At 54.3% G+C, this 21,989-nt stretch carries 20 protein-coding genes; all 20 read right to left on the bottom strand.

The window, feature by feature from the left end; translation table 11 throughout:
* Positions 1-7: 7 nt before the first annotated feature.
* The 20 genes from rfaE1 to KI613_RS06795 all read right to left on the bottom strand — a co-directional run bounded on the left by rfaE1 (position 8) and on the right by KI613_RS06795 (position 21,987).
* Complete coding sequence (gene rfaE1, locus KI613_RS06890) at positions 8-943, bottom strand: D-glycero-beta-D-manno-heptose-7-phosphate kinase (protein WP_226404486.1); 936 nt, start codon at positions 941-943, stop codon at positions 8-10.
* A 3-nt stretch (positions 944-946) separates the two neighbouring features.
* Positions 947-2,266: a UDP-glucose dehydrogenase family protein gene (locus KI613_RS06885; protein WP_226404485.1), complete on the bottom strand. Its 1,320-nt coding sequence runs from the start codon at positions 2,264-2,266 to the stop codon at positions 947-949.
* Positions 2,267-2,274: 8 nt separating this feature from the next.
* Positions 2,275-3,447 carry a lipopolysaccharide assembly protein LapB gene (gene lapB / locus KI613_RS06880; RefSeq protein WP_226404484.1) on the bottom strand — a complete coding sequence of 391 codons (1,173 nt, stop codon included), beginning with the start codon at positions 3,445-3,447 and terminating at the stop codon, positions 2,275-2,277.
* Positions 3,444-3,725, bottom strand: coding sequence for a LapA family protein (locus tag KI613_RS06875; RefSeq protein ID WP_226404482.1), 282 nt, complete (start codon positions 3,723-3,725; stop codon positions 3,444-3,446). Before KI613_RS06875 ends, lapB begins: the two co-directional genes overlap by 4 nt.
* A 70-nt stretch (positions 3,726-3,795) precedes the next feature.
* Positions 3,796-4,080 (bottom strand): integration host factor subunit beta, encoded by a 285-nt coding sequence (locus KI613_RS06870; protein WP_117609136.1) that lies wholly within the window; start codon positions 4,078-4,080, stop codon positions 3,796-3,798.
* Between the two features lie 12 nt (positions 4,081-4,092).
* Positions 4,093-5,772: a 30S ribosomal protein S1 gene (rpsA, locus tag KI613_RS06865; protein WP_226404481.1), complete on the bottom strand. Its 1,680-nt coding sequence runs from the start codon at positions 5,770-5,772 to the stop codon at positions 4,093-4,095.
* Between the two features lie 89 nt (positions 5,773-5,861).
* Positions 5,862-7,799, bottom strand: a complete 1,938-nt coding sequence (locus KI613_RS06860) for a bifunctional 3-phosphoshikimate 1-carboxyvinyltransferase/cytidylate kinase (RefSeq protein ID WP_226404479.1) — start codon at positions 7,797-7,799, stop codon at positions 5,862-5,864.
* Positions 7,800-7,853: 54 nt separating this feature from the next.
* Positions 7,854-9,698: a polysaccharide biosynthesis protein gene (locus KI613_RS06855; protein ID WP_226404477.1), complete on the bottom strand. Its 1,845-nt coding sequence runs from the start codon at positions 9,696-9,698 to the stop codon at positions 7,854-7,856.
* Positions 9,699-9,799: 101 nt separating this feature from the next.
* Positions 9,800-10,360 (bottom strand): sugar transferase, encoded by a 561-nt coding sequence (locus KI613_RS06850; RefSeq protein WP_226404475.1) that lies wholly within the window; start codon positions 10,358-10,360, stop codon positions 9,800-9,802.
* Entirely contained in the window at positions 10,357-11,310 is a 954-nt protein-coding gene (locus KI613_RS06845; protein ID WP_226404474.1) for an NAD-dependent epimerase/dehydratase family protein, read from the bottom strand. The genes KI613_RS06850 and KI613_RS06845 overlap by 4 nt, the downstream gene beginning before the upstream one ends.
* Positions 11,311-11,325: 15 nt before the next feature.
* A complete protein-coding gene (locus KI613_RS06840) occupies positions 11,326-12,018 on the bottom strand; it encodes a glycosyltransferase (protein ID WP_226404473.1) in 693 nt (230 codons plus the stop codon).
* Positions 12,019-12,072: 54 nt separating this feature from the next.
* Entirely contained in the window at positions 12,073-13,032 is a 960-nt protein-coding gene (locus KI613_RS06835) for a hypothetical protein (RefSeq protein WP_226404472.1), read from the bottom strand.
* A complete protein-coding gene (locus KI613_RS06830) occupies positions 13,029-14,477 on the bottom strand; it encodes a lipopolysaccharide biosynthesis protein (RefSeq protein ID WP_226404471.1) in 1,449 nt (482 codons plus the stop codon). The genes KI613_RS06835 and KI613_RS06830 overlap by 4 nt, the downstream gene beginning before the upstream one ends.
* 31 nt (positions 14,478-14,508) lie before the next feature.
* Complete coding sequence (locus KI613_RS06825; RefSeq protein WP_226404470.1) at positions 14,509-15,630, bottom strand: Gfo/Idh/MocA family protein; 1,122 nt, start codon at positions 15,628-15,630, stop codon at positions 14,509-14,511.
* A gap of 37 nt (positions 15,631-15,667) precedes the next feature.
* On the bottom strand, positions 15,668-16,759 hold the full coding sequence (locus KI613_RS06820) for an FkbM family methyltransferase (RefSeq protein ID WP_226404469.1): 1,092 nt from the start codon (positions 16,757-16,759) through the stop codon (positions 15,668-15,670).
* A gap of 31 nt (positions 16,760-16,790) precedes the next feature.
* Complete coding sequence (locus tag KI613_RS06815; RefSeq protein WP_226404468.1) at positions 16,791-17,945, bottom strand: ATP-grasp domain-containing protein; 1,155 nt, start codon at positions 17,943-17,945, stop codon at positions 16,791-16,793.
* On the bottom strand, positions 17,938-19,056 hold the full coding sequence (locus KI613_RS06810; protein WP_226404467.1) for a DegT/DnrJ/EryC1/StrS family aminotransferase: 1,119 nt from the start codon (positions 19,054-19,056) through the stop codon (positions 17,938-17,940). Before KI613_RS06810 ends, KI613_RS06815 begins: the two co-directional genes overlap by 8 nt.
* A 116-nt stretch (positions 19,057-19,172) precedes the next feature.
* On the bottom strand, positions 19,173-20,183 hold the full coding sequence (gene galE / locus KI613_RS06805; protein ID WP_226404466.1) for a UDP-glucose 4-epimerase GalE: 1,011 nt from the start codon (positions 20,181-20,183) through the stop codon (positions 19,173-19,175).
* Between the two features lie 98 nt (positions 20,184-20,281).
* Positions 20,282-21,118 carry a DNA ligase gene (locus KI613_RS06800; RefSeq protein WP_226404465.1) on the bottom strand — a complete coding sequence of 279 codons (837 nt, stop codon included), beginning with the start codon at positions 21,116-21,118 and terminating at the stop codon, positions 20,282-20,284.
* A complete protein-coding gene (locus KI613_RS06795) occupies positions 21,118-21,987 on the bottom strand; it encodes a prephenate dehydrogenase (protein WP_226404464.1) in 870 nt (289 codons plus the stop codon). Before KI613_RS06795 ends, KI613_RS06800 begins: the two co-directional genes overlap by 1 nt.
* Between the last annotated feature and the right edge of the window lie 2 nt (positions 21,988-21,989).

Below are 21,989 nucleotides of genomic sequence, written 5' to 3'. Positions count from 1 at the left end.
TTATTCCTTACAAGGCTGCGGCAAGTTCTTCACGGCTGACAACGGCAGTACCAAGTTTGCCGACGACGATGCCGGCGGCGATGTTGGCGACACGAATGGCTTCGGCCCAATCGGCACCGGCAGCGATCATCACGGCCAGCGTGGCAATCACCGTATCCCCGGCACCGGAAACATCGAATACTTCGCGTGCCAGGGCCGGCTGATGGTGAGTTTCATCGGCAAACAGGGTCATCCCCTCCTCGCTGCGAGTAACCAGCAAGGCTTCGAGACCAAGCTCGCCGCGCAACTTGCGCGCCTTGGCAGCCAGTTCATCATCCGACGACCAGCGCCCGACAACCTCTTTCAGTTCCGAGCGATTCGGCGTGATCACGGTCGCCCCGGCGTACTTGCCCCACTCATCGCCCTTGGGATCGACGAGAACCGGCTTGTCGTGGGCGCGCGCGATACGGATCATCTCGGCGATATGCGTCAGCCCGCCCTTGCCATAGTCGGAAAGGACAACCACATCGGACTGAACGACCCGGGTTTCGAAATCAGCCAGCTTGGCCTGCAGCACTTCGTGCGAAGGTGTCGTCTCGAAATCGATGCGCAGCAATTGCTGCTGACGACCGATGACGCGCAGCTTCACAGTGGTGTCGATTTCACGGTCAACGTGCAAATTCGCATCAATTTGACCTTCTTCGAGCAGGCGCCCCAGCGTACGCCCCGCCTCGTCATCACCAACCACCGACAGCAAGGCTGAAACGGCCCCGAGCGAGGCCGCGTTGCGGGCAACATTGGCCGCACCGCCGAGACGCTCTTCCATGCGCTGAACCTTGACTACCGGCACCGGCGCCTCGGGCGAAATCCGGCTGACCTCCCCGAACCAATAGCGGTCGAGCATCACGTCGCCAACAACCAGCAGGCGAACCTGCGAAATCTTTTCCAGCATGCTGCTGCTCATTGATCAGCGTCCGATTGCGAAATACTCGATGCCCGTAGCACGCACGAATTTCGGGTCATACAGGTTACGGCCGTCGAATATCACCGGGCTCCTGAGCGTCGCCTTTATGGCCTCAAAATCCGGACTACGGAATTCCTTCCATTCGGTAACGATCAGCAACGCATCGGCGTTTGTGAGTGCCCCCATCGGATTTTCGGCATACTGCAGACGGCTGTCATCACCGTAGATGCGCTGTGTTTCATGTATGGCAACGGGATCGTAGGCCGTCACGGTGGCGCCGGCGGCGAACAAGTCGGCGATCAGTTCACGGCTGGGCGCTTCACGCATGTCGTCGGTATTCGGCTTGAAGGCCAAGCCCCACAGGGCGAAATGTTTGCCCTTAAGATCGCCGAAGCGCGCCTTGAGCTTCCGGGTTAGCACGTGCTTCTGTGCATCATTGGCCTCCTCGACGGCGGTCAGTACCTTGAGGGTAATATCAGCGTCGTCCTTGGCCGTTGCAATGAGCGCCTTGACATCCTTGGGGAAGCAAGAGCCACCATAGCCGCAACCGGGATAAAGAAAGTGGTAGCCAATGCGCGGATCAGAGCCAATGCCCTGACGAACCATTTCAATGTCGGCCCCGAGCACTTCAGCCAGATTGGCCAGTTCGTTCATGAAACTGATGCGCGTCGCCAGCATGGCGTTGGCGGCGTACTTGGTCAGTTCGGCGCTCTTGACGTCGGTGATGATCAGACGCTCATGGTTGCGCTGGAAGGGTGCGTAGAGGGCACGCATGAGGTGGATGGCCTGCTCTTCCTCGGCACCGACGACGATCCGGTCGGGACGCATGAAGTCTTCGACAGCCGCCCCTTCCTTGAGAAACTCGGGGTTGGAGACGACGCTGTAGGGAATATCGACACCGCGCTTGGCGAGTTCGTCAGCGATGGCGGCCTTGACCCTGGCGCCAGTGCCGACCGGTACCGTGCTCTTGTCGACCACGACCTTATAGTCGGTCATCAAACGGCCTATATTGCGTGCTGCACCAAGAACGTATTGTAGGTCGGCCGAGCCATCCTCATCGGGCGGTGTACCGACCGCAATGAACTGAATGGTGCCATGCTGCACGGCCTTTTCAACGTCAGTTGTGAAATGCAGGCGGCCGGCAGCGACATTACGGCAGACCATCTCCTGCAAGCCGGGTTCGAAGATCGGAATGCCCCCATCTTCCAGAATACGGATTTTCTCTGGATCGACGTCCAAACAAAGGACATCATTACCCACTTCAGCCAGACAGGTGCCACTGACCAGACCAACATATCCGGTACCGACAACGGTGATTTTCATAAGGCTTCCTACAAGGATTGATCGAATTCTTCACTGCGGCGCGGCGGATAGGTTTCCCAGCCGCCACAGGCCGGACAACGCCAATAGAACTGACGTGCCTTGAAACCACAATTATCGCATCGATAACGCGACAGACGTTTCGTGTAGCCTTGGATAATGGTCCTCGCCAACTCGACGTCCGGACGAACCTCCGGCGCCACCAATGGCAAACGCGCGCTCATCAGTTTTTCCAAGCCAAGCAAGGTGGGATTGCGCTGAAGTTCGGCTCGCACCAGGCGATAGGCTGATTCGACTCCTTCGCTTTCAAGAACCAGCTGATAGACCACCTCGAGCAGGTCGAGCGAGGGATAGCGTTCAAGATAACCGCTCAGCAGGGCGATGCCCTCGGCCGGCCGTTCAAGCCTGCGATAAGCCTCAAGCAGTCGCTGGGCAACCAAAGCCAGATATGCCGGATCCTGTTGCTCGATACGCTGCCAGGCTTCGATCGCGCCGCTGAGATCGACCTCCTGCATCAACAGATCCCCTTGCAGAAGGCTGGCCCGCACGCACTTCCGATTCTCCTGGGTGGCTACCTCAAGATACTCACGAGCCGAATCAGGACGAGAACGCATGATTTCGTTGGCCGCCAGTTCGCAGTAGTACTCGGCGATATCGCGATGCGACGCGACATCCGGCAATTCACGGGCTATTTCTATTGCCTTCAACCATTCCTTCTCGACCTGATAGATTTCCAGAAGACTGCGCTTGGCCTCTTCCTCAAAATCGGTTCCCAACAATTTATTGAATATCTCTTCAGCCCGATCAAGCAGGCCCGCCTTCAGGTAATCCTGCCCCAACTCCGACAGCGCCTGCAGGCGCACCTTGTCGTCGAGATCAGGCAAGTCAATCAGGTTCTGGTGCATGCGTATTGCACGCTCCGTTTCACCACGCCGGCGAAACAGGTTGCCAAGAGCAAAATGCAATTCGACAGTTTGCGAATCAACCTTGGCAACTTCGAGAAAGGAATCGATTGCCTTGTCCGGCTGCTCATTGAGCAGAAAATTCAGACCCTGAAAATAGGAACGGGGCAAGGTGCGCGACTCATGCACAACCTGCTGCATGTCGACGCGGGCGGCGATCCAGCCCAGAGCAAAAAAGGCCGGTATCAGCAGGAGCTGCCAGTATTCGAATAATTCGCTCATGCGTTTGGCGGCACGTCCGGCGTATGCGAAGCGGGCTTTTGCGCAGCCTCACGCTTCAGGCGCGAGATTTCACGACGCTGGCGGAAAATGACACCGAGCAGCGAGAGCGCACCAAGTATCACGCCACCGATAAAGAAGGCTAGCAAGGCAATCACCAAGGGCGTCTGCCAGACAGTTCCTGGTAGAAGGCGAAGGCTTGCCGGATCGGTGTTCTGGGTTGCAAAAACAACCAGAAAGACAAAAATAATGGCTCGTATAGACCAAGTCAGTGCTGTCATGACATTCAATAAAAAAGGGCAGTGAAATCATTCACTGCCCTGAATCTACCACATTGGGCCAAACCCGACGTCAGATCGCCTGATCAACCCTTTCGCGCAATTCTTTTCCAGCCTTGAAGTGGGGAACCCACTTGGCCGGGACGCCAACCTTTTCCCCTGATTTGGGGTTACGGCCAGTACGCGGCGGCCGATAGTTGAGCGCAAAGCTGCCGAATCCACGGATCTCGATACGATCCCCTCGCACAAGTGCTTCGGACATCGCATCGAGAATCATCTTGACCGCAAAATCAGCATCCTTCGCCACCAACTGGGGAAACCGTTCCGCCAGTCGGGCGATGAGCTCGGATTTGGTCATGCTTTTGCCTTATCAGCCTTGCTGGTTGAGCTTGGCCTTCAGAAGGGCACCCAGGTTGGTCGTACCGGAAGCAGCAGCGGAAGACTCGGCAGAAAGTTTCTGCATGGCTTCGTGCTGTTCGGCATTGTCTTTGGCCTTGATGGAAAGGTTGATACCACGGGTCTTGCGATCCACGTTGATGATCATGGCTTCAACCGTATCGCCCACCTTGAGGTGCTGCGACAGGTCATCGATACGATCACGCGAGAATTCAGAAGCACGCAGGTAACCTTCGTTCTCACCATCCAGCGTCAGCACGGCGCCGCGAGCGTCGACCGTCTTGACGGTGCAGTTCACGATGCTGTTCTTCTCGTGGGTAGCGATGAAGTTGGTGTACGGATCACCTTCCATCTGCTTGATACCGAGGGAGATACGCTCCTTCTCGACGTCGATGCCAAGAACCAGCGCCTCAACTTCGTCACCCTTCTTGAAGTTGCGGATGGCTTCTTCGCCAGTCGCAGACCAGGAAAGGTCGGACAGGTGAACCAGACCATCGATGCCACCAGGCAGACCGATAAAGATGCCGAAGTCGGTGATCGACTTGATGGCGCCCTTAACCTTGTCACCCTTCTTGTGGTTCATCGCGAAGTCGTCCCAAGGATTGGCTTGGCACTGCTTCATACCCAACGAGATACGACGACGCTCTTCGTCGATTTCGAGGATCATGACTTCGACTTCGTCGCCGAGCTGGACAACCTTGGACGGATGAACGTTCTTGTTGGTCCAGTCCATTTCGGAAACGTGAACTAGGCCTTCGATGCCCTGTTCGATTTCAACGAAAGAACCGTAGTCGGTCAGGTTGGTGACCTTGCCGAACAGGCGGGTGCCAGCCGGGTAACGGCGGGCAATACCAACCCACGGATCATCGCCCAGTTGCTTCATGCCAAGGGAGACGCGGTTCTTCTCGGCATCAAACTTGAGGATCTTGGCGGTAACTTCGTCACCAACATTGAGCACTTCGCTCGGGTGACGTACACGGCGCCAGGCCAGGTCGGTGATGTGCAGCAGGCCATCGATACCGCCGAGGTCGACGAATGCGCCGTAGTCGGTGATGTTCTTGACGATACCCTTGACGGTGGTACCTTCCTTGAGGTTCTCGAGGAGCTTTTCGCGATCTTTGTCAGCGGTGGCTTCGAGCACGGCACGACGGGACATCACGACGTTGTTGCGCTTGCGGTCAAGCTTGATGACCTTGAACTCCATGGTCTTGCCTTCGTACGGCGTAGTGTCCTTGACCGGACGCATGTCGACGAGGGAACCCGGCAGGAACGCGCGAACACCATTGGACATGACGGTCAGACCGCCCTTGACCTTGCCGGTGATGGTGCCAGTAACCAAGGAGTTGTTGTTCAGGGCTTCTTCCAGGAAGTTCCAGGCAGCGATGCGCTTGGCGCGGTCGCGGGATAGGCGCGTTGCGCCATAGCCGTCTTCCAGCATTTCGATAGCCACTTGGACGAAATCGCCCACCTTGACTTCGAGTTCGCCCTGATCATTCAGGAATTCTTCGAGCGGAACATAGGATTCCGATTTCAGGCCGGCATTGACCACAACGAAATTGTGATCGATGAGCACCACTTCTGCAGTGATGACTTCGCCTTGACGCATTTCCTGGCGAGCCAGGGATTCTTCAAATAGTTGAGCAAAAGATTCCATTGACGGAGAGAACTTTCATGCCGCGAATCGTGAAACTCACAGCGGGTTAGGGTTTAAAACAAATTACCGACCACCTGGCCGGCAACACCTTACTGCAATGCTTCCCTGCTCCAGACCAGCACCTGATTCACCGCCTGTTCAATGGTGAGATGCGTGGTATCGAGCAGCTTGGCATCAGCCTCTTGCCGTAGAGGAGCAACGCTGCGCTGCGAATCGCGCTCATCACGTTGCTTCAGGTCCGACAGAAGGTCCGCGAGATTAGCAGAGAATCCTTTTTCGATCAACTGCTTATAACGACGTTCAGCGCGCGCTTCGGGACTCGCTGTCAGGAAGACCTTGAGCACGGCATGCGGGAAGACGACCGACCCCATGTCGCGCCCATCGCCGATCAGGCCGGGCGCCTGGTTGAAAGCCCGCTGGCGAAAAAGCAGCGCCTCCCTTACAGCAGGCAGGGCCGCGACTTTTGAGGCCCCCACCGAGATTTCTTCTGTACGAATGGCGTCACCGACAAGCTCACCATTTAAGCGGATATCGTCCCCGGAAAACTCGACGTTGAGCTCAGCGGCAATGGCCGCCACAGCGGCCTCGTCAGTCCAATCAACAAGGGCCTGTCGAGCGGCTAGTGCGGTCAACCGGTAAAGCGCACCGGAATCGAGATAGGCGTAACCGAGTGCTGTAGCCACCCGCGCCGCCACTGTTCCCTTGCCGGAAGCTGAGGGACCATCGATTGCGATGACCGGGGCCGCCTTGGTGGCCGCCGCAAAGCGCTCAAAATAATCCGGGAAAGTCTTGGCCACACACTTTGGATCGTTGATACGCAGCGGCGTACCGAAAGCAGCCAATGAAAAACACATTGCCATGCGATGGTCGTCGTAAGTATCAATGGCGGCCGATTTGAGGCTAGCAGGAGTGACGCTAATAAAATCATCACCCTCTTCGACCACTGCACCCAACTTCCGCAATTCAGTCGCCATCGCCGCAATTCGATCAGTTTCCTTGACCCGCCAGCTAGCGATATTGCGCAACGTGGTCGTTCCTTTGGCGAACAGCGCGGTCGTCGCCAGCGTCATCGCCGCATCGGGAATGTGGTTGCAATCGAGGTCGACCGCAACCAGTCCTCCCAGCGGAGCACGTGCGGCCATCCAGTTCGGCCCCATCTCGATTTTGGCCCCCATTTTGGCCAACGCCTCAGCAAATCGAACATCACCCTGAATCGAATCGCGACCAACACCCTCGACCCGAACCGGCCCACCGCCAATCGCTCCCATAGCAAGGAAATACGAGGCCGATGATGCATCGCCTTCAACGTAAATCGTTCCCGGCGAGACATAGCGACTACCGGCCTGCACCGTAAACCGTTGCCAGCCATCACGCTGAACCTGCACGCCAAACCGTGCCATGGTTGCCAGCGTGATTTCGATGTAGGGCTTGGAAATCAGTGCACCAACGACCTCTACCGCAACAGCCTGCCCGGTCAGCGGCAAAGCCATCAACAAGCCTGTCAGAAACTGACTGGAAACATCGCCGTGAACCTTAACCGAACCGCCTGGGACAATGTTTGCCGGCTTCAGATGCAGCGGCGGATAGCCCTCGCTGCCGAGATAGGTAACATCCGCTCCAAGCTGCCGCAGGCCATCAACGAGATCGCCGATCGGTCGTTCATGCATGCGGGCCACGCCCTTCAGTACAAAATCACCGCCAGACAGCGCCAAAGCAGCGGTAAGCGGACGGAAGGCGGTACCAGCATTTCCCAGAAACAATTCTGCCTGCGTGACCGGAAATTGCCCAGCACAGCCCTTGATCAACCAGTTTTCGCCACCCAAGTGGCTAACACCGACCCCTAGCACCTTTAATGCATCAAGCATCCGTTCAGTATCATCCGAAGCCAGCAGGTCTCGGACCTCCGTCTCACCTTCGGCCAGAGCCGCTAGTAGCAGCACGCGGTTAGAAATACTTTTTGAACCGGGCAGGCGAACCGTCCCGCGAGCCGAGAGTATTTGTGGGAGATCGAGAAAGTCGTGAGTCACAGCATCACCGTATGTGTAGTCATGCGGTAAAAGTCCGCAAAGTCATTCATGGGTTCAGGGAATACTATTTGTTGCCGGATGATATTCAGGAACGCGCACCATAAGCGCTTCCCGCACTTGCGCATCACTCTGACACGCGTTCGCCAACCAAGATCGCAAATTAGCAAGAAAATCACTATCGACTGGACGGCCCTGCGCAATTCTCAGCTTCGGATGAGGCGTTTCACGCGTTTGCTCAGTATCAGCAAGCAATTCCTCGTAGAGCTTTTCACCTGGCCGCAAACCGGAGAACTCGATACGTATTTCATGCTCAGAATAACCCGACAAATGAATCATCTTGCGAGCCAAATCGACGATCCGGACAGGTTCGCCCATGTCCAGTACGAAAATCTCGCCACCGTGCCCCATCGTCGCCGCCTGCAAGACAAGTTGCGCGGCCTCGGGAATCGACATGAAGTAACGAGTGATTTCCGGATGCGTCACCGTAACAGGGCCACCGCGCGCGATCTGCTCCTGAAACTTCGGAATCACACTACCGGTACTACCTAGCACATTACCGAATCGAACCATCTCAAACTGAGTTGCACTATCTTGGCAGTGCAGCGATTCGCAGACCATCTCGGCCAAACGCTTAGTTGCCCCCATAACGTTCGTCGGATTAACCGCCTTATCGGTGGAAATCAAGACAAAACGCTCCGCCTTGAAGCGCATGGCACACTCAGCAACCGTGAGCGTACCAAGGGCATTATTACGAACCGCCTGCCAAGCATTGCCAATCTCCATCAAAGGAACATGCTTGTAGGCTGCGGCATGGAAAACCGCATGAGGCCTAAACTGTGCGAATACCTCATCCAAACGAGAAGCATCCTTAACATCCCCAGCAAGCGGAACCAGGTCAACATCCGTTGCATTTACCGAAAACCACTGCTCGATGGAGTAAAGCGCAAATTCGTTCAGTTCGAGCAACACTAGTTTTTCAGGGCGGAAACGAGCCACTTGCCGGCACAACTCGCTGCCGATTGATCCGCCAGCCCCTGTCACCAAGACGACCTTACCGGCAACCATATCGGCGACATGTGCTGTATCGATCCAAACCGGATCGCGCCCAAGCAAATCCTCGATCTCGACCGGTCGGATTGATGAAATTGCGACCCGACCGGACATCACATCATCCAATCCAGGCACAGTAAATACATGCCCACCCGCCCCAACCACCGAATCCGCAGCCCTACGGCAAGCCTCTATAGCTGCCGACGGCATCGCCAAAATAGCATGTTTAGCTTTGACTGAGGCCAGCACTTCCGGCAAGGCATCTATCCCGCCCAGAACCGGGATCCCGGACAGCTCACGCCCCCATTTGGTCTGATCGTCATCGACAAGTGCAACGACCCGCCAATCCGGGCTCCGCTCCAATTCACGCGCCAGCATGGCGCCACCACGGCCGGCACCAACAATCACGACAGGCTTCCCTTGTGCGATCAAGCCACCGTAAAGCCTATGCTCCTTCCACATGCGATAAGCCGCACGCCCACCGCCCATATAGAGAACCAGCAGCATCGGGTACAGCAGCAACAGTGATCGCGGCACCAACTGCTGACCACTGCGGAAGAAGACAAAAAACACGAAAACGGCCCCGCTCGACAACGCCACAGCACGAAGCACACGCTTCAAGTCGGGCAGGCTCGCAAACAACCAAATACCGCGATACAAGCCAGCAATGTGGCACCCCAAAGCATGCACCGGCAACAGGATTGCCAACCCCCACCACATCACGTAGGCAAAATTGGCAGGGACATCAAAATTAAAGCGCAACAAAAACCCCCCCACCCAGGCAAATGCCAACGCGGAAAGGTCGAACAGAAAAACGAAAATGGAAAGAATTGCTTTAGGCAAGCTCAATTGGGCGCTGAAACGCCTCCGATTTTTTCGGATCTCATTTTAACTGCTTGACCCAGTCAAATGCGCTGTTTTGTACTGACATAAAACCCGCGAATCCCCGATCAGTGCGACACGCCATCCCGCCGTAACACCTTGACTGCGGTTAGCCATAAAACGCGAAGGTCAAACATGAAAGAGCGTTGAAGCAGATATTCCTCATCAAGTTCAACCTTCCTGGGAATCGGCAATTCGTCACGGCCATTAACCTGCGCCCAGCCCGTCAAGCCCGGCACCAATTCATGCACGCCACACCCAGTACGAAGTGCAATCAGATCTTCCTGATTGAATAAAGCGGGACGAGGCCCAACCAAACTCATGTCCCCAACCAGGATACTCCAGAGCTGGGGCAGTTCATCAAGGCTGGATTTGCGCAAAAAAGAACCGATAGGCGTGAGATAAGCATCTGGATCTGCCAGCAAATGCGTCGCTACAGCCGGGGTCCCAATGCGCATGCTACGAAATTTCGGCATGCGAAAAATGCGATTATGGCGACCGACACGATCCGACCAATAAAACACGGGCCCTGGCGAGGTCAATTTGACCGCCAGCGCCACCAACACTACGGGCAGCGCCAGAACCACTGCGGCGCATAAAGCCACGAATAGATCAAACAATCGCTTCATACCCCCAACATCTCCCTCAACCCTTCGGTCAGCGGCACCCGCGCCCGCCACCCCAACTCCTTCTCGATTCGAGTAGGCGAATAGCAGGCGGAATCCAATAGCCGGGTCACAACTTCGCTATCCAGCGGCATACGCCGTCCCGCCATGCGCTCGATAATATCCCCGGCCCGTCCGGCAAGCCGGAAAAGCCCCTCTGGCATCGCCCAACCACATGGTTTCAGCCCCTGAGCCGCCCGCAGCGCATCAAACAACTGCCGCCCGGAAGGGGCTTCATGCGATGCGATAATATAGGTCCGACCATTTGCCCGATCATCCTCTGCCACCAGACGCATCGCTGAAACCACATCATCCACATGCACCAGAGAACGTCGATTTCCGGTTTCCGGCAACGGTGGGAACACCCCCTTCCGCACCAGACGGCCCATCCTTTCAAGATTGCCGCGCCCCCCGGCACCATAGACCATCGCCAAACGCAGGTTGACAACATGCATTCCGTAATGCCGCCCAGCATCAATCACTGCTTCCTCAGCGGCCAGCTTGCTCTGCCCGTAAGCCGTCTGCGACTCGCCAGAAAAATCCTCGTTAACACATGAGTCACCTGGCTCAGCCATGGCTTTGACGCTGGACAGGAATACAAAGCGCCTCACTCCTGACGCACCTGCTGCCCTAAGCAAATTCTGCGTGCCTTCGAAATTAATTTTCCAATACAGACCTTCGTCATCATCACTCTGTGACGAAAATGCGTGAGCATACCCAGCGCAATGAAAGACACTTTCAACCCCCGAACACGCCTTGACGAGTGCGGATTTATCGCTCAAGTCGCCAATGAAAGAAGGCCCACCAATAGCTGGATGACGCCCGAATGACCGACACGGATAGTCTTCTGCCAGTAAGTATGCGAGCACTCGCCTCCCGATAAAACCCGTAGCACCAGAAACGAGTATCGTCATGAAAAATGTGCAGACTCAGCGGCTGACAGAGGGCAACCGCCCCCAATATTTACGGAAATAGCGAGTAATACTCGCAAGATGCCAACGCAAGTGCCGAAAATTTCGATGGCTGTCGCGTCGGGCATCGTGGATAACAGTCACGTCCGGACAGACAACGAGGCGTCTCCCGCTTCTCCATAAACGGACGCAGATATCCACATCTTCGTAATACAGGAAGAAGCCCTCATCGAACCCACCGAGCGCCCGATAATCGGCACTGCGGAACAACATACACATCCCAGCCACCCATTCCGGAGAAAATATTCGGCCATCAGGCGGAACCAGATAGCTGCCGTTGCCTATTCCCAATATTTTTCGAATGAGCGAAAAAACAGTTGGAAAACGCCTCCAGCTATCTTCTTGTAAACCAGCCGGGGAATCAACACGCGGCGCCGCCATCGCGACTCCCGCTTCCAACATGGTAGCCAACAAGGCTGTAAATGGATTTCCCAAGATTTTGATATCTGGGTTCAATGGGCAGAAATACTCTTCCCTTGACTCATTAAAAGCAGCGTTGTGGTTGGCGGCAAAACCACGAGGAGAAACATTGTGAAGCACCCGTATGCGCTGATCTTCCGGCAAGCCCAATACCTCCGGTATGTTCAGCGTCACTAGAATAAGGGATACCTCCGGGCAATCGAGCAATTGCTTAACAACACGGCCGACCATGGCTCCGTGGCGGTGACTGACGATAGAAACCGCTATCAATGGATATCAACCAGATCAAGAATTGGCATGAGCGTCATGGATTTTCCATTTTTCAAAATATTGGAGTACATCCTTGGCAAAATGCGCGACATTTTCAATAGAGTCCGCCTCTTTCGCTTTCATTCGACCAAGCACAAGCGATGCCGTCTCCAGAGCCCAACCCATATCATCGAAACCATACGCCACACCATAGCGATCAGCTGGATCGGGAAACCACGCATGTTTATCCATCCCGAAATCTGGTATGACCACAGATTCCGCTCCACACAAAACAGCAAATGATGAATAAGCGGTATAGACGTCATAAGAAATAAACGTTTTGACCCGCTTCAATATCGCAGCTACTTCAGCATGCGATTTCCCATCGATCAGTATCGAATTCCTGAGATCATGCACCAATGGTTTCCCCTTCCCTTTCCGCAGGCAATAAGCAGTTCCGGCCCGTTTATCTGCAGGCAAAGCTTTTTGCATGTTGTAGTGCTCAAAAGGGAACGCCAAAACATTGAGCGACCTTGATGCCATCTTGCAATCAGGAAAGCAGAAATTTTCGGCGAACGTATTGAAATCGACGTGATACTCACTAGAACCATAACACATATGGCCGGTATGAAATCCTGGTCGATGCAACAACCAACGCACTACACACCGTGCCTTCAGCGGATTGCCAAACACTATTTCTGGATAGACAACAATCCATTCCGGTCCCAGAGGTAATTTTGGAAATTTAATTACGGGCGTTTTCCATCCAGGATTAACCTTAAATGGCGTAATCAAATTCCATATGCTTCTAGCTGCAATTCTTGATAATGGAACAACAAAATCATTACTATATACGGGAGCCCCATTAAAAAATCGGGTGAGATAGGCTTCGTACCCGAGTTCATTAAGCAATGAACACAGCCGGTGCAGCACGATACCACCGCCGTTATCGGATCTATAAGCAGGGGCAAAAATCAGAAATTTCCGATCGCTCATGCCTGTCTCTTCGTGAAATTACCAAATGCAATTGATATCAATTGCCAAGCCCGCAACTTCAGTACCCGACATGACAAAAGATAAGCCAATACCCCAACCACCCCACTAATCATCACGATCAATATGGCCGCATACCCCACCAAAGAGTTGGCTATAACATGTGCCACTCCACCTCCAATAGCGGCGCAGGCATAATAAAGAAAGACATCTTTGATCTGATCAAAGGCGGAATACCCGATCAAAGGTTTTGAATACATTGCATTTGGCAAGAAACAGATCAAAGAAGTACATACCTGCCCCAAAAGTACAGCTTCCATCCCCCAAGGAAGCGTTATCCAGAGCACACTCAGCGCAATTGCAGCCTTAAGAAGTTCAAGCCAAAGGAAGATATCTGAGCGCCCCACCACCTTGATGATATTGAGATTGATGGCATGCATCGGATATAGGAGATAGGCAAAACAAAGCCACATGAAGCTACCTGCTGCCGGCAACCAGCGTGGCGAAAAAAAAACTTCAAATAGGGGCTCGGCAAGTCCAGCCCCTATCATCAGTAACGGGCTGACCAAGAACACCATGATCTCAATAGCCTTCCTGTACGCCTCACGTAACCGCACTGTCTCTCTGCTAATCTTTGAAAATGACGGATATGTCACGTTCTGAACTGAATAAACCAACTGCCCCATTATCATCTCCATTATTTTGTCGACGAAATAGTAATAGCCAGCATAAGTTGGCCCAAGAAATTTTCCTAGCATGCTGGGGGCCGCATTACGAACGGTCAATGCAACAAGATTGGAAAGAAACAACTTGTAGCCAAACCGGAAAAGAGCAACAAGTGGCTTGAAATCCACCTGCAGCCTTGGTCGCCAGCCGGCGACCTTCCAGGTCAATATCGTGCTCATTGCTGCTGCAGCAAGAGTCTGGACGATCAAGGCCCAAACCCCGGCACCAAGATAGGCAAGCAACAAAGCCAACAAGCAGGAAAATCCTGAAGCGGGCAAGCTAATCCGCATCAGAGCCCGAAAATCCAGCGCTTGGGTCAGGCGTGCAGCAGGAGCAGTCTGCAATGCATTGAATATGATGACCAGACCAGCTATTCGAAGCAAATTTACCAAGGATGGCTCGTTATAGAAGAGTGCCGCCCATGGTGCGACACAAAACAAGAGTGCGTAAGCCAAACAACCTAGCCAGAGACTGGCCCAAAGGGTTGTGTTTAACAGGCGAATTGAGAGCCGCTTTCGGCGAATCAGCGCTTCTTTCAGCCCGGAATCCATCAAGCCGCCAAGCACCACCAGGAACACGGACATCATAGCGACTAGCCCGAAATCTGCCGGTGACAAGAAATAAGACAGGACCAGTGTCGTCGCCGCCACCAATCCTCGCCGCAGAAGCATGTCTGAGAAATTCCAGATAACCCCGCGCACGGTACTATTGGCTAGGGACATCTACTCCCCCAGCCTAAAAACTGGCAACATATCATCCAACCCGTACTTCCCGGTGAGACAGGGAAGACAGGTGAATTGCATCGCTGAGCGCTATTCCTTGAGCAGCGACGTTGGCAGACAAGGTGTATTCATTGAGCACACCGTCATGTATCGCACGCGCGATATCAAAATAATAATTCGCGAATGCTTCGATAAAGCCTGCAGGATGCCCCGCCTTGAAGCGGTTGTATCGGGCTTCGTGAGTCACACTCGATGTTGAACTGATTCGATCCAGAAGAAGCCGGTCGCCGATAGCATTCGCATAAATAATCTGTTCAGGCTGCTCCTGTAACCATTCGAAACTGCCAAGCGTGCCGTAGACGCGAATTTTCAGACCATTCCGGGAACCTAACGCCACCTTGCCGTACCAGGCATTCAGAAACATCCCGCCTTCATACTCCACGAGCGCATCCACTTCATCGATCAATCCATCGCTCACGCCACTTACTGCCATTGAACGGGCACACACAGAGAGCGGATTAAGCCCGGTAATGAAATTCACAAGACTGTGAATGTGCGCAAAAAGATCGAGCGAAACGCAAGGCACTCGGCCATCGATCAAGCGCCATGGCTGGATGGCACCAACATTATCGGTATTCTTCAATCTGAGGTAGGAGTCCTGAGGCATCTCCGCCATGATCTTGAAAACCTTGCCGATTTCCCCTGTCTCGACCCTGCGCTTTATTTCACGAACAGCCTGATAGCCGGTGTAATTAAAGACTGAAAACAGGCGAGTACTATCCCCTGAGACTTTGGCCAGCAAAGCATCACACTCTGCCGAATTGGCGACCAATGGCTTGTCGCAGATTACCGTCAGGCCCGCATCAAGCACCGCGCCTATCTGGCTTGCATGGGCTGTAATCGGCGTGGCAATTACCACAGCATCCAAACGATCACGCTCGACTTCCAACAATTTTTCTAAAGAAACGTGCACACCCTTTTGAGGCACGTGATAAGCATCTGCTGACCTGGCATTTATCTGAGCATTCCTGCTGAAACACCCGGCCACGAGTTCAAAGGCATTGTCGAGGCGCATCGCGATCTCATGCGAACGGCCAACGGCAGAATTAATACCACCGCCTATCATGGCGGCTCTAAGCGGAGTATTTTTCATGCCGATGACTTTCGTGGGACAAACATAGGGAAACATTTTAAGTTGGCATAAAATACATAACCGTTTCAGACCACCCCTGAGTGTAATGCCGCAAGTAAATCCGGTATTGAGACTGAAGCGAGCGGAGATAGGCCGGCACTTTACGGAAATCCTCTGCAGAGTGATAGACGGAAATTGCGAGCTTTGGATAATCGCTACAAATATGTTGAGTACATCCGGCCAGCGCCTTCATTTCCCATCCTTCTAAATCCATCTTGATGAAACTAACAGCCCCGGTAATCACGTCATCAAGTTTAACGACCTTAATCGTCGTCCCACCGGCGTCAGAAACCGATGAGGCCGAACCAGCCTCGGAATCAAAATGCAGAAACCCTTGGGAATCAGAGAGGCCTAACTGAAAGAAATTAATGCGCTTACTTGCCCTTAAACGCATGCGCGCAGCTGAAATATTGGAAGGAGAAGGTTCAAATAGATGAATCGCGTGATAGTCGGGATAACGCGAACAGAACTCTTCCGACGTGTCACCATCAAATCCGCCGGCATCAACGAAAGTTTCATTCTTCAATTGCATGAAATTTTCAAAATACTGGTCACGCAAACGCACAGTGTAATTACGCATGAAGGCCGGCTCGGCAGTCAGGCGATAACGTACGACGTCAAGCAGAGTCTGGCGGGACTCTTCGTCAGCCATCATGCCGAAAAGCTGGGCCCACTCGACTTCATGCGTAACCCAGTCATCACGTTGCTGGCTCACAAACCATGGCCAACTTAGTCCTCTCCCCGCAATTGGTACCAAGTCGCAGAAATTCAGAACCTTGGCAATACCGGCATTGTTCAGAGTTTCCAGCACGGTCACCGGACTGATTGAGGTAGAGCAATTCAAGACTATCGCAGCGGCAGGTACATCTTGCAGCCTAATAACCGGCACTCCATGCCAGGAGGACAGATCCTCCGCAAAATCGTCAATAATGCCATCTGGTTTTATTATATTGAGAACTGCAAGAGACTCTTCGTTGCGTCCGATAAGAAAGCGGCGTACGGCACACGAGGAGGAGAGGAATTCATGAGCAAGTTCCTGACGGAGCGGAACCGCATGTAAAGCGGCATTAACATCATCAATGAAAGACATAAATACTAATCCCTAGAAATACCTTGATGGATCACAGTCCAATGGAATAAAGCTCGCGCTTCAGGGTGCGTGCAAATATTTGGTCTATCTCATCAGACGACGAAGCCCTGACAAAAATCAAAGCGATCCGACCAAATGGCGATTCGCGTAGCATCTCTCCCGCCACACACATGGGATGCATTCTCTCCAACAGGATTGGACAATTGAAATGGATGCTTCCCAAAACCCCGGACTTCGGCAGCGACATAGTGTGCCTCATGATCCAGTTGGCAGCCGGCACCCGGTCTATGCCTGGGTAAGGCAGACCGACGAAAGGACGAGCATACAGTTCGGCATACGGCACACCGACAGATAATTCGATCAACTGACTATAGAGATCTCCAGGGCAGCGCCGCGTGATCTCGATAAGCCAGAACTCGTTGCCCCGTAAGATAAACTGGGTATGAATCAGTCCATCCACCATCCCGAGAGCCTGGGCCATCCTCTCGATACATTCACGCAGCGGTTGTAGTATCCGGGGAGGAAAGTCCGGAACGACGCGACTGGTATCAACTACAAACGGATTGGCCGTTCCATGTTCTTCGACGACGAACTCTTGCTGCACGCGTCCCTCGTGCACGAAGCACGAATGGCTGTAGAGTTGGCCCTCGACATAATCCTCAATGATGAAAGTGGCAGAGCGCGACATGCTATTCGCGAATAATTGAGCTTCAGTCAAAGATTGTTCATCGGGAGCGCGAAGGATAGTCACACCACGACCACTAAACGCATCCACGGGCTTCACAATCAGCGCCCGATCTGTCGGGCAGACACTAGGGTCATAGACCTTCGGCACAGGCAGTCCATTTGCCGATGCAAAAGCCCGGAACAATTTCTTGTTGTTGATCGTTTCAGCCGATGCCAGCGTATCCAATCCAGGGAAGTGCCCATCCACGTTCAATTGAGCACACGCCAGGTAGGAACGATCATTGCAGCCAGGAACGACGAAATCAAAACCGTACCGAACTACCACGGAAGCCAAGATTTCCGGATCGGAATAATCCGCTTCAATATATTGAGCTGCAGTTTTGGCAAGAAAATCGTCTGGGTTACCACCAATGACCGTTACATCAAATCCCGCCTTGAGCAAGAAACTGTAAATTGGCGATGATGAAATATTCGTATCTACCAGCAATACCTTACTCATGCGCAGCGTCCCTTATTAGCGAGCAAATTTCGTCCACAATTTCGTGCTCTAGATCCGGATAGATAGGTAGGCAAAGCACTTGATCTGCCATCACATTTGAAACCGGCAGGCTCTCCCTGCAAGCAGATGGCATGCTTTGATACATCGGCATATTGCTGATCAAGGGATAGAAATAACGGCGGCCGAAAAAACCTCGGTCCTTCAAACGCTGATAAAGAATATCGCGCTTCAGCGGAAAACTCTCTCGCACGAAAATAGGAAAATAGGATGAATTTCCTTCTGCATCGGGATGAGGCGCTATACATTGGATTCCAGCCACGTCACGCAAAGCGTCACGATAACGTGCTTCCACGGTCTTTCTCTGGTCTAGTACTTTCGCTACGTGTTTTAGTTGCACCAACCCAAAAGCTGCATTGATCTCACTCATCTTGCCGTTAATTCCGGGTGCCGTTACAGTCACCTCATCGGCAAATCCGAAGTTCTTCAGGTAGTCAATGCGCTGCTTGGTGAGCGCATCGGGACAAATAATTGCCCCTCCCTCAAAGGTGTTAAAAACCTTGGTAGCATGAAAACTCAGTACTGACAGATTCCCGTACCTGAGCAAACTATTGCCTTTGTATCGAACACCAAAGGCATGCGCAGCGTCATAGATCACTTTCAGCCCATAAGTGCTGGCAATATTGTGAATCTGATCAACCGCACATGGGTTGCCATAGCAGTGAACAGGAAGGATAGCCGAGGTTTGAGGTGTTATTGCCGCCTCGATCTTAGTAGGATCAAGGTTACATGTATTTGGGTCGATATCAACAAAAACCGGTTTGAGACCATTCCAGAGTAGTGAGTGTGCAGTCGCGACAAACGAATATGGAGTAGTGATTACCTCACCACTTACTCGCAAGGCTTGCAAGGCAGTAACCAAAGCTATCGTGCCATTGGTGAAGAGGCTCAGATGCTCCACACCAAGATACTCGCATAATGCCCCTTCCAGTTGCTGGTGAAATGGGCCATTGTTCGTCAGTATCTTGTTGCTCCATATTTGTTCAAGATAGGGAATAAACTCGTCCAACGGCGGCAAGCTAGGTTGAGTGACATAAATATTCTTACGAGGCAATTGTCATTCCTATCTGATTCTTTTTAGAAACCATGTTTGGCCGGGGAAAAGCTTCAAGAGCGTCGAGGTCGTACGATTTGATTCCCAACAGGCTTTCAAAACGCGAGACGCTCTGATCAGTCATGCCTGAAACCATTCGGATTCCTGCTTTGCCAGCGCCAGGCATCGACGCACATGGCATCCATGTTTCTTTCAGCGCGCCAGCCGAGTAGTGCTGCAGCAAAAGCCGGATCGCCGTAGCAGGAGGCCACGTCGCCTGACCGGCGCGGTGCGAGCTCGTAGGGTATCGGGCGGCCGCTGGCTTTTTCGAATGCTTTGACTATGTCGAGTACGCTGTAACCGGTGCCGGTACCCAGATTCACTTCGAAGCATTGGGCGTCGCTCAGGCATTCCAACGCCTTGAGATGGCCAAGGGCCAAGTCGACGACGTGGATGTAGTCGCGCACCCCCGTACCATCCGGTGTCGGGTAGTCGTTGCCCCAGACTTTCAGCTGCTCGCGGCGGCCGACGGCGACCTGGGCGACGAAGGGCATCAGGTTGTTCGGGGTGCCTTGCGGGTCTTCGCCGATCAGGCCGCTTTCGTGCGCACCGACCGGATTGAAGTAGCGCAGGATGCCGATTCGCCATGATGGGTCGGAGCGGTAAAGATCGCGCAGCATGTCTTCGATGACCAGCTTGGTGCGGCCGTACGGATTGGTTGCCGAGAGCGGGTGATCTTCGGTCAGTGGCAGGCGCTGCGGCTCGCCGTAGACGGTGGCGGAGGAACTGAAAACCAGCGTCTTGACGCCGCACTCGCCCATCGCACTGAGCAGGCGATGCGTGCCGATGACATTGTTGTCGTAATATTCAAGCGGCTTTTCGACCGATTCGCCGACCGCTTTCAACCCGGCGAAATGGATGACCGCTTGGCAATCGAATTGCCGCAATGCAGCAGCCACGGCTGCCTGGTCACGAATATCGCCCTCGACGCAGTGGATTTTCTTACCGGTGATGGCTTCGACGCGTTTCAGCGATTCCCGATGGCTATTGGAAAAGTTATCGAAAACGACCACTTCCTGACCGGATTGGAGAAGTTCAACGCAGGTATGCGAGCCGATATAGCCAGCCCCGCCAGTCACGAAAATCATCGCTGTTCGCCGTTGAAAATAAAGGTGGAATTTTACCCGTTCGAGGTCATGGACGCATCACAACCAAGGTAAAGAATTGGCGCCGGGCTTGTACCGAGTTATTCGTCCCGAATGCGCAGAAAACTGGCAAACCGGGGCAGGCCGCCACCCGTCAGATCACGGTAGCGGTAGGTCACCATCGCGCCCAGCGCAGGCGGCTCGCGTCTTTGCGCCGCAGAGAAACCCGTGCCCAACAGAAACTCCATCCCTTCCGGCGTACGCACTTTCAAGGCCCCCAGCATGCCGGCGAAACGCCCCTTGCCCGGCTGATGACCGATGACCACCGCTTCGGCATCCTGCCAAGGTTTTACCTTGAGCAGCACATCGCTGCGCCCGGTCTCGTAAGGCGCATCTGCCAGATGCAGCATCAGCCCTTCGCCACCGCCCCGAACGACCTCGTCGAGGCGTTTTTTGAGATTGCCACGGTCAACCGGAAAAAACTGCTTAATTTCAAATAGCCATGGGACGTTGGCCTGGCACACTATCCGCCGTATTTGCTCGGCCCGCTCGCTGAATGTGCCCGGCGCGCCCGGTAATTCGAAAATCATGTAGCGCACCTCACGCCAGGCCGCATCGTCGGGAATGTCGCGTCGAACAATGCCGGAAAGGCGCTCGAACTGGCCGCGGGCGATCCACAGTTCGCCGTCGAGCGGCTGGTTCGGCAAGCCGGCGAGAAACCAGCCCGGTGCATTGATGGGTTTTCCACTACGGAAACGCAGCGCCTGCCCGTCCCAGATCGCCCGCACGCCATCGAGTTTTTCGCTGGCCAAATAGCGGGAGACATCGACCTGATCGCGATAGACATTGGCCAGCAGAATGGCCGGCGCTTCGGCTACAGCGAGGATCGGCAGCGTCAGCGCCAACCCGATGAGCAGCGCCTGAAGCAGCCGGGACATCAGCCCTCGCCGGCCCAGTCGCGGCGGGCGCGACGCGCGATGCCAAAGACCTCTTCGAGGCGTTCGCCATCATTGCGTGCCAGCGCCGTGCGCAGTTCGTCGAGCTGCGCACGATAGCAATCCAGTTCGCCGAGCAGTGCTTCGCGGTTGGCGAGGCAGATATCCCGCCACATTTCCGGGTGGCTGGCGGCGATCCGCGTGAAGTCGCGGAAGCCCGAGGCAGCAAAAGTAAAGAACAGATCGGCATCGTCGCGCACAGCCAGTTGATGCACCAGCGCGTAGGACAGCAGATGCGGCAGATGACTGACCGCCGCGAAGACGCGGTCGTGCATTTCCGGCGTCAGTTCATAGATGTCGGCACCGCAAAGCGACCAGGCGCGCTTGATGTGGTCGAGCGCCTCGTCGCTGTTTTCCGGCAAGGGCGTTACGACGACCTTCTTGCCCTGATAGAGATCCCAGCGCGCCGCTGCCGGACCGCTATTTTCGGCGCCGGCAATGGGGTGGGCCGGCACGAACTGGCCGATCCGGTCGCCCAGCGCAGCCCGAGCGGCAGCAACCACGTCGCCCTTGGTCGAACCGCCGTCGGTGACGATGGTATTCGGGCCGAGATACGGTCCGATACGTTCGAAAATATCCGCCATCTGCGCCACCGGCGTTGCCACCAGCACAATGTCGGCGTCTTCGATTTCATGGGTCGGGTTGATCCCGGCCCGGTCGATGACGCCCAGTTCCTGTGCTTTGCGCAAGGTAGCCGGCGTACGACCGAAACCAACGACCTCCTCGACCGCCTCCGCTTCCTTGAGTGCCAATGAGAAGGAGCCGCCGATCAGGCCGGTGCCAAAGACGACGACTTTGCCGAATTCGGCCATTG

It is taken from the genome of Ferribacterium limneticum (assembly GCF_020510585.1).
Classification (GTDB): domain Bacteria; phylum Pseudomonadota; class Gammaproteobacteria; order Burkholderiales; family Rhodocyclaceae; genus Azonexus.
Note: the sequence above shows the minus strand (reverse complement) of the source record. Positions and strands in the feature narration are given on the sequence as shown.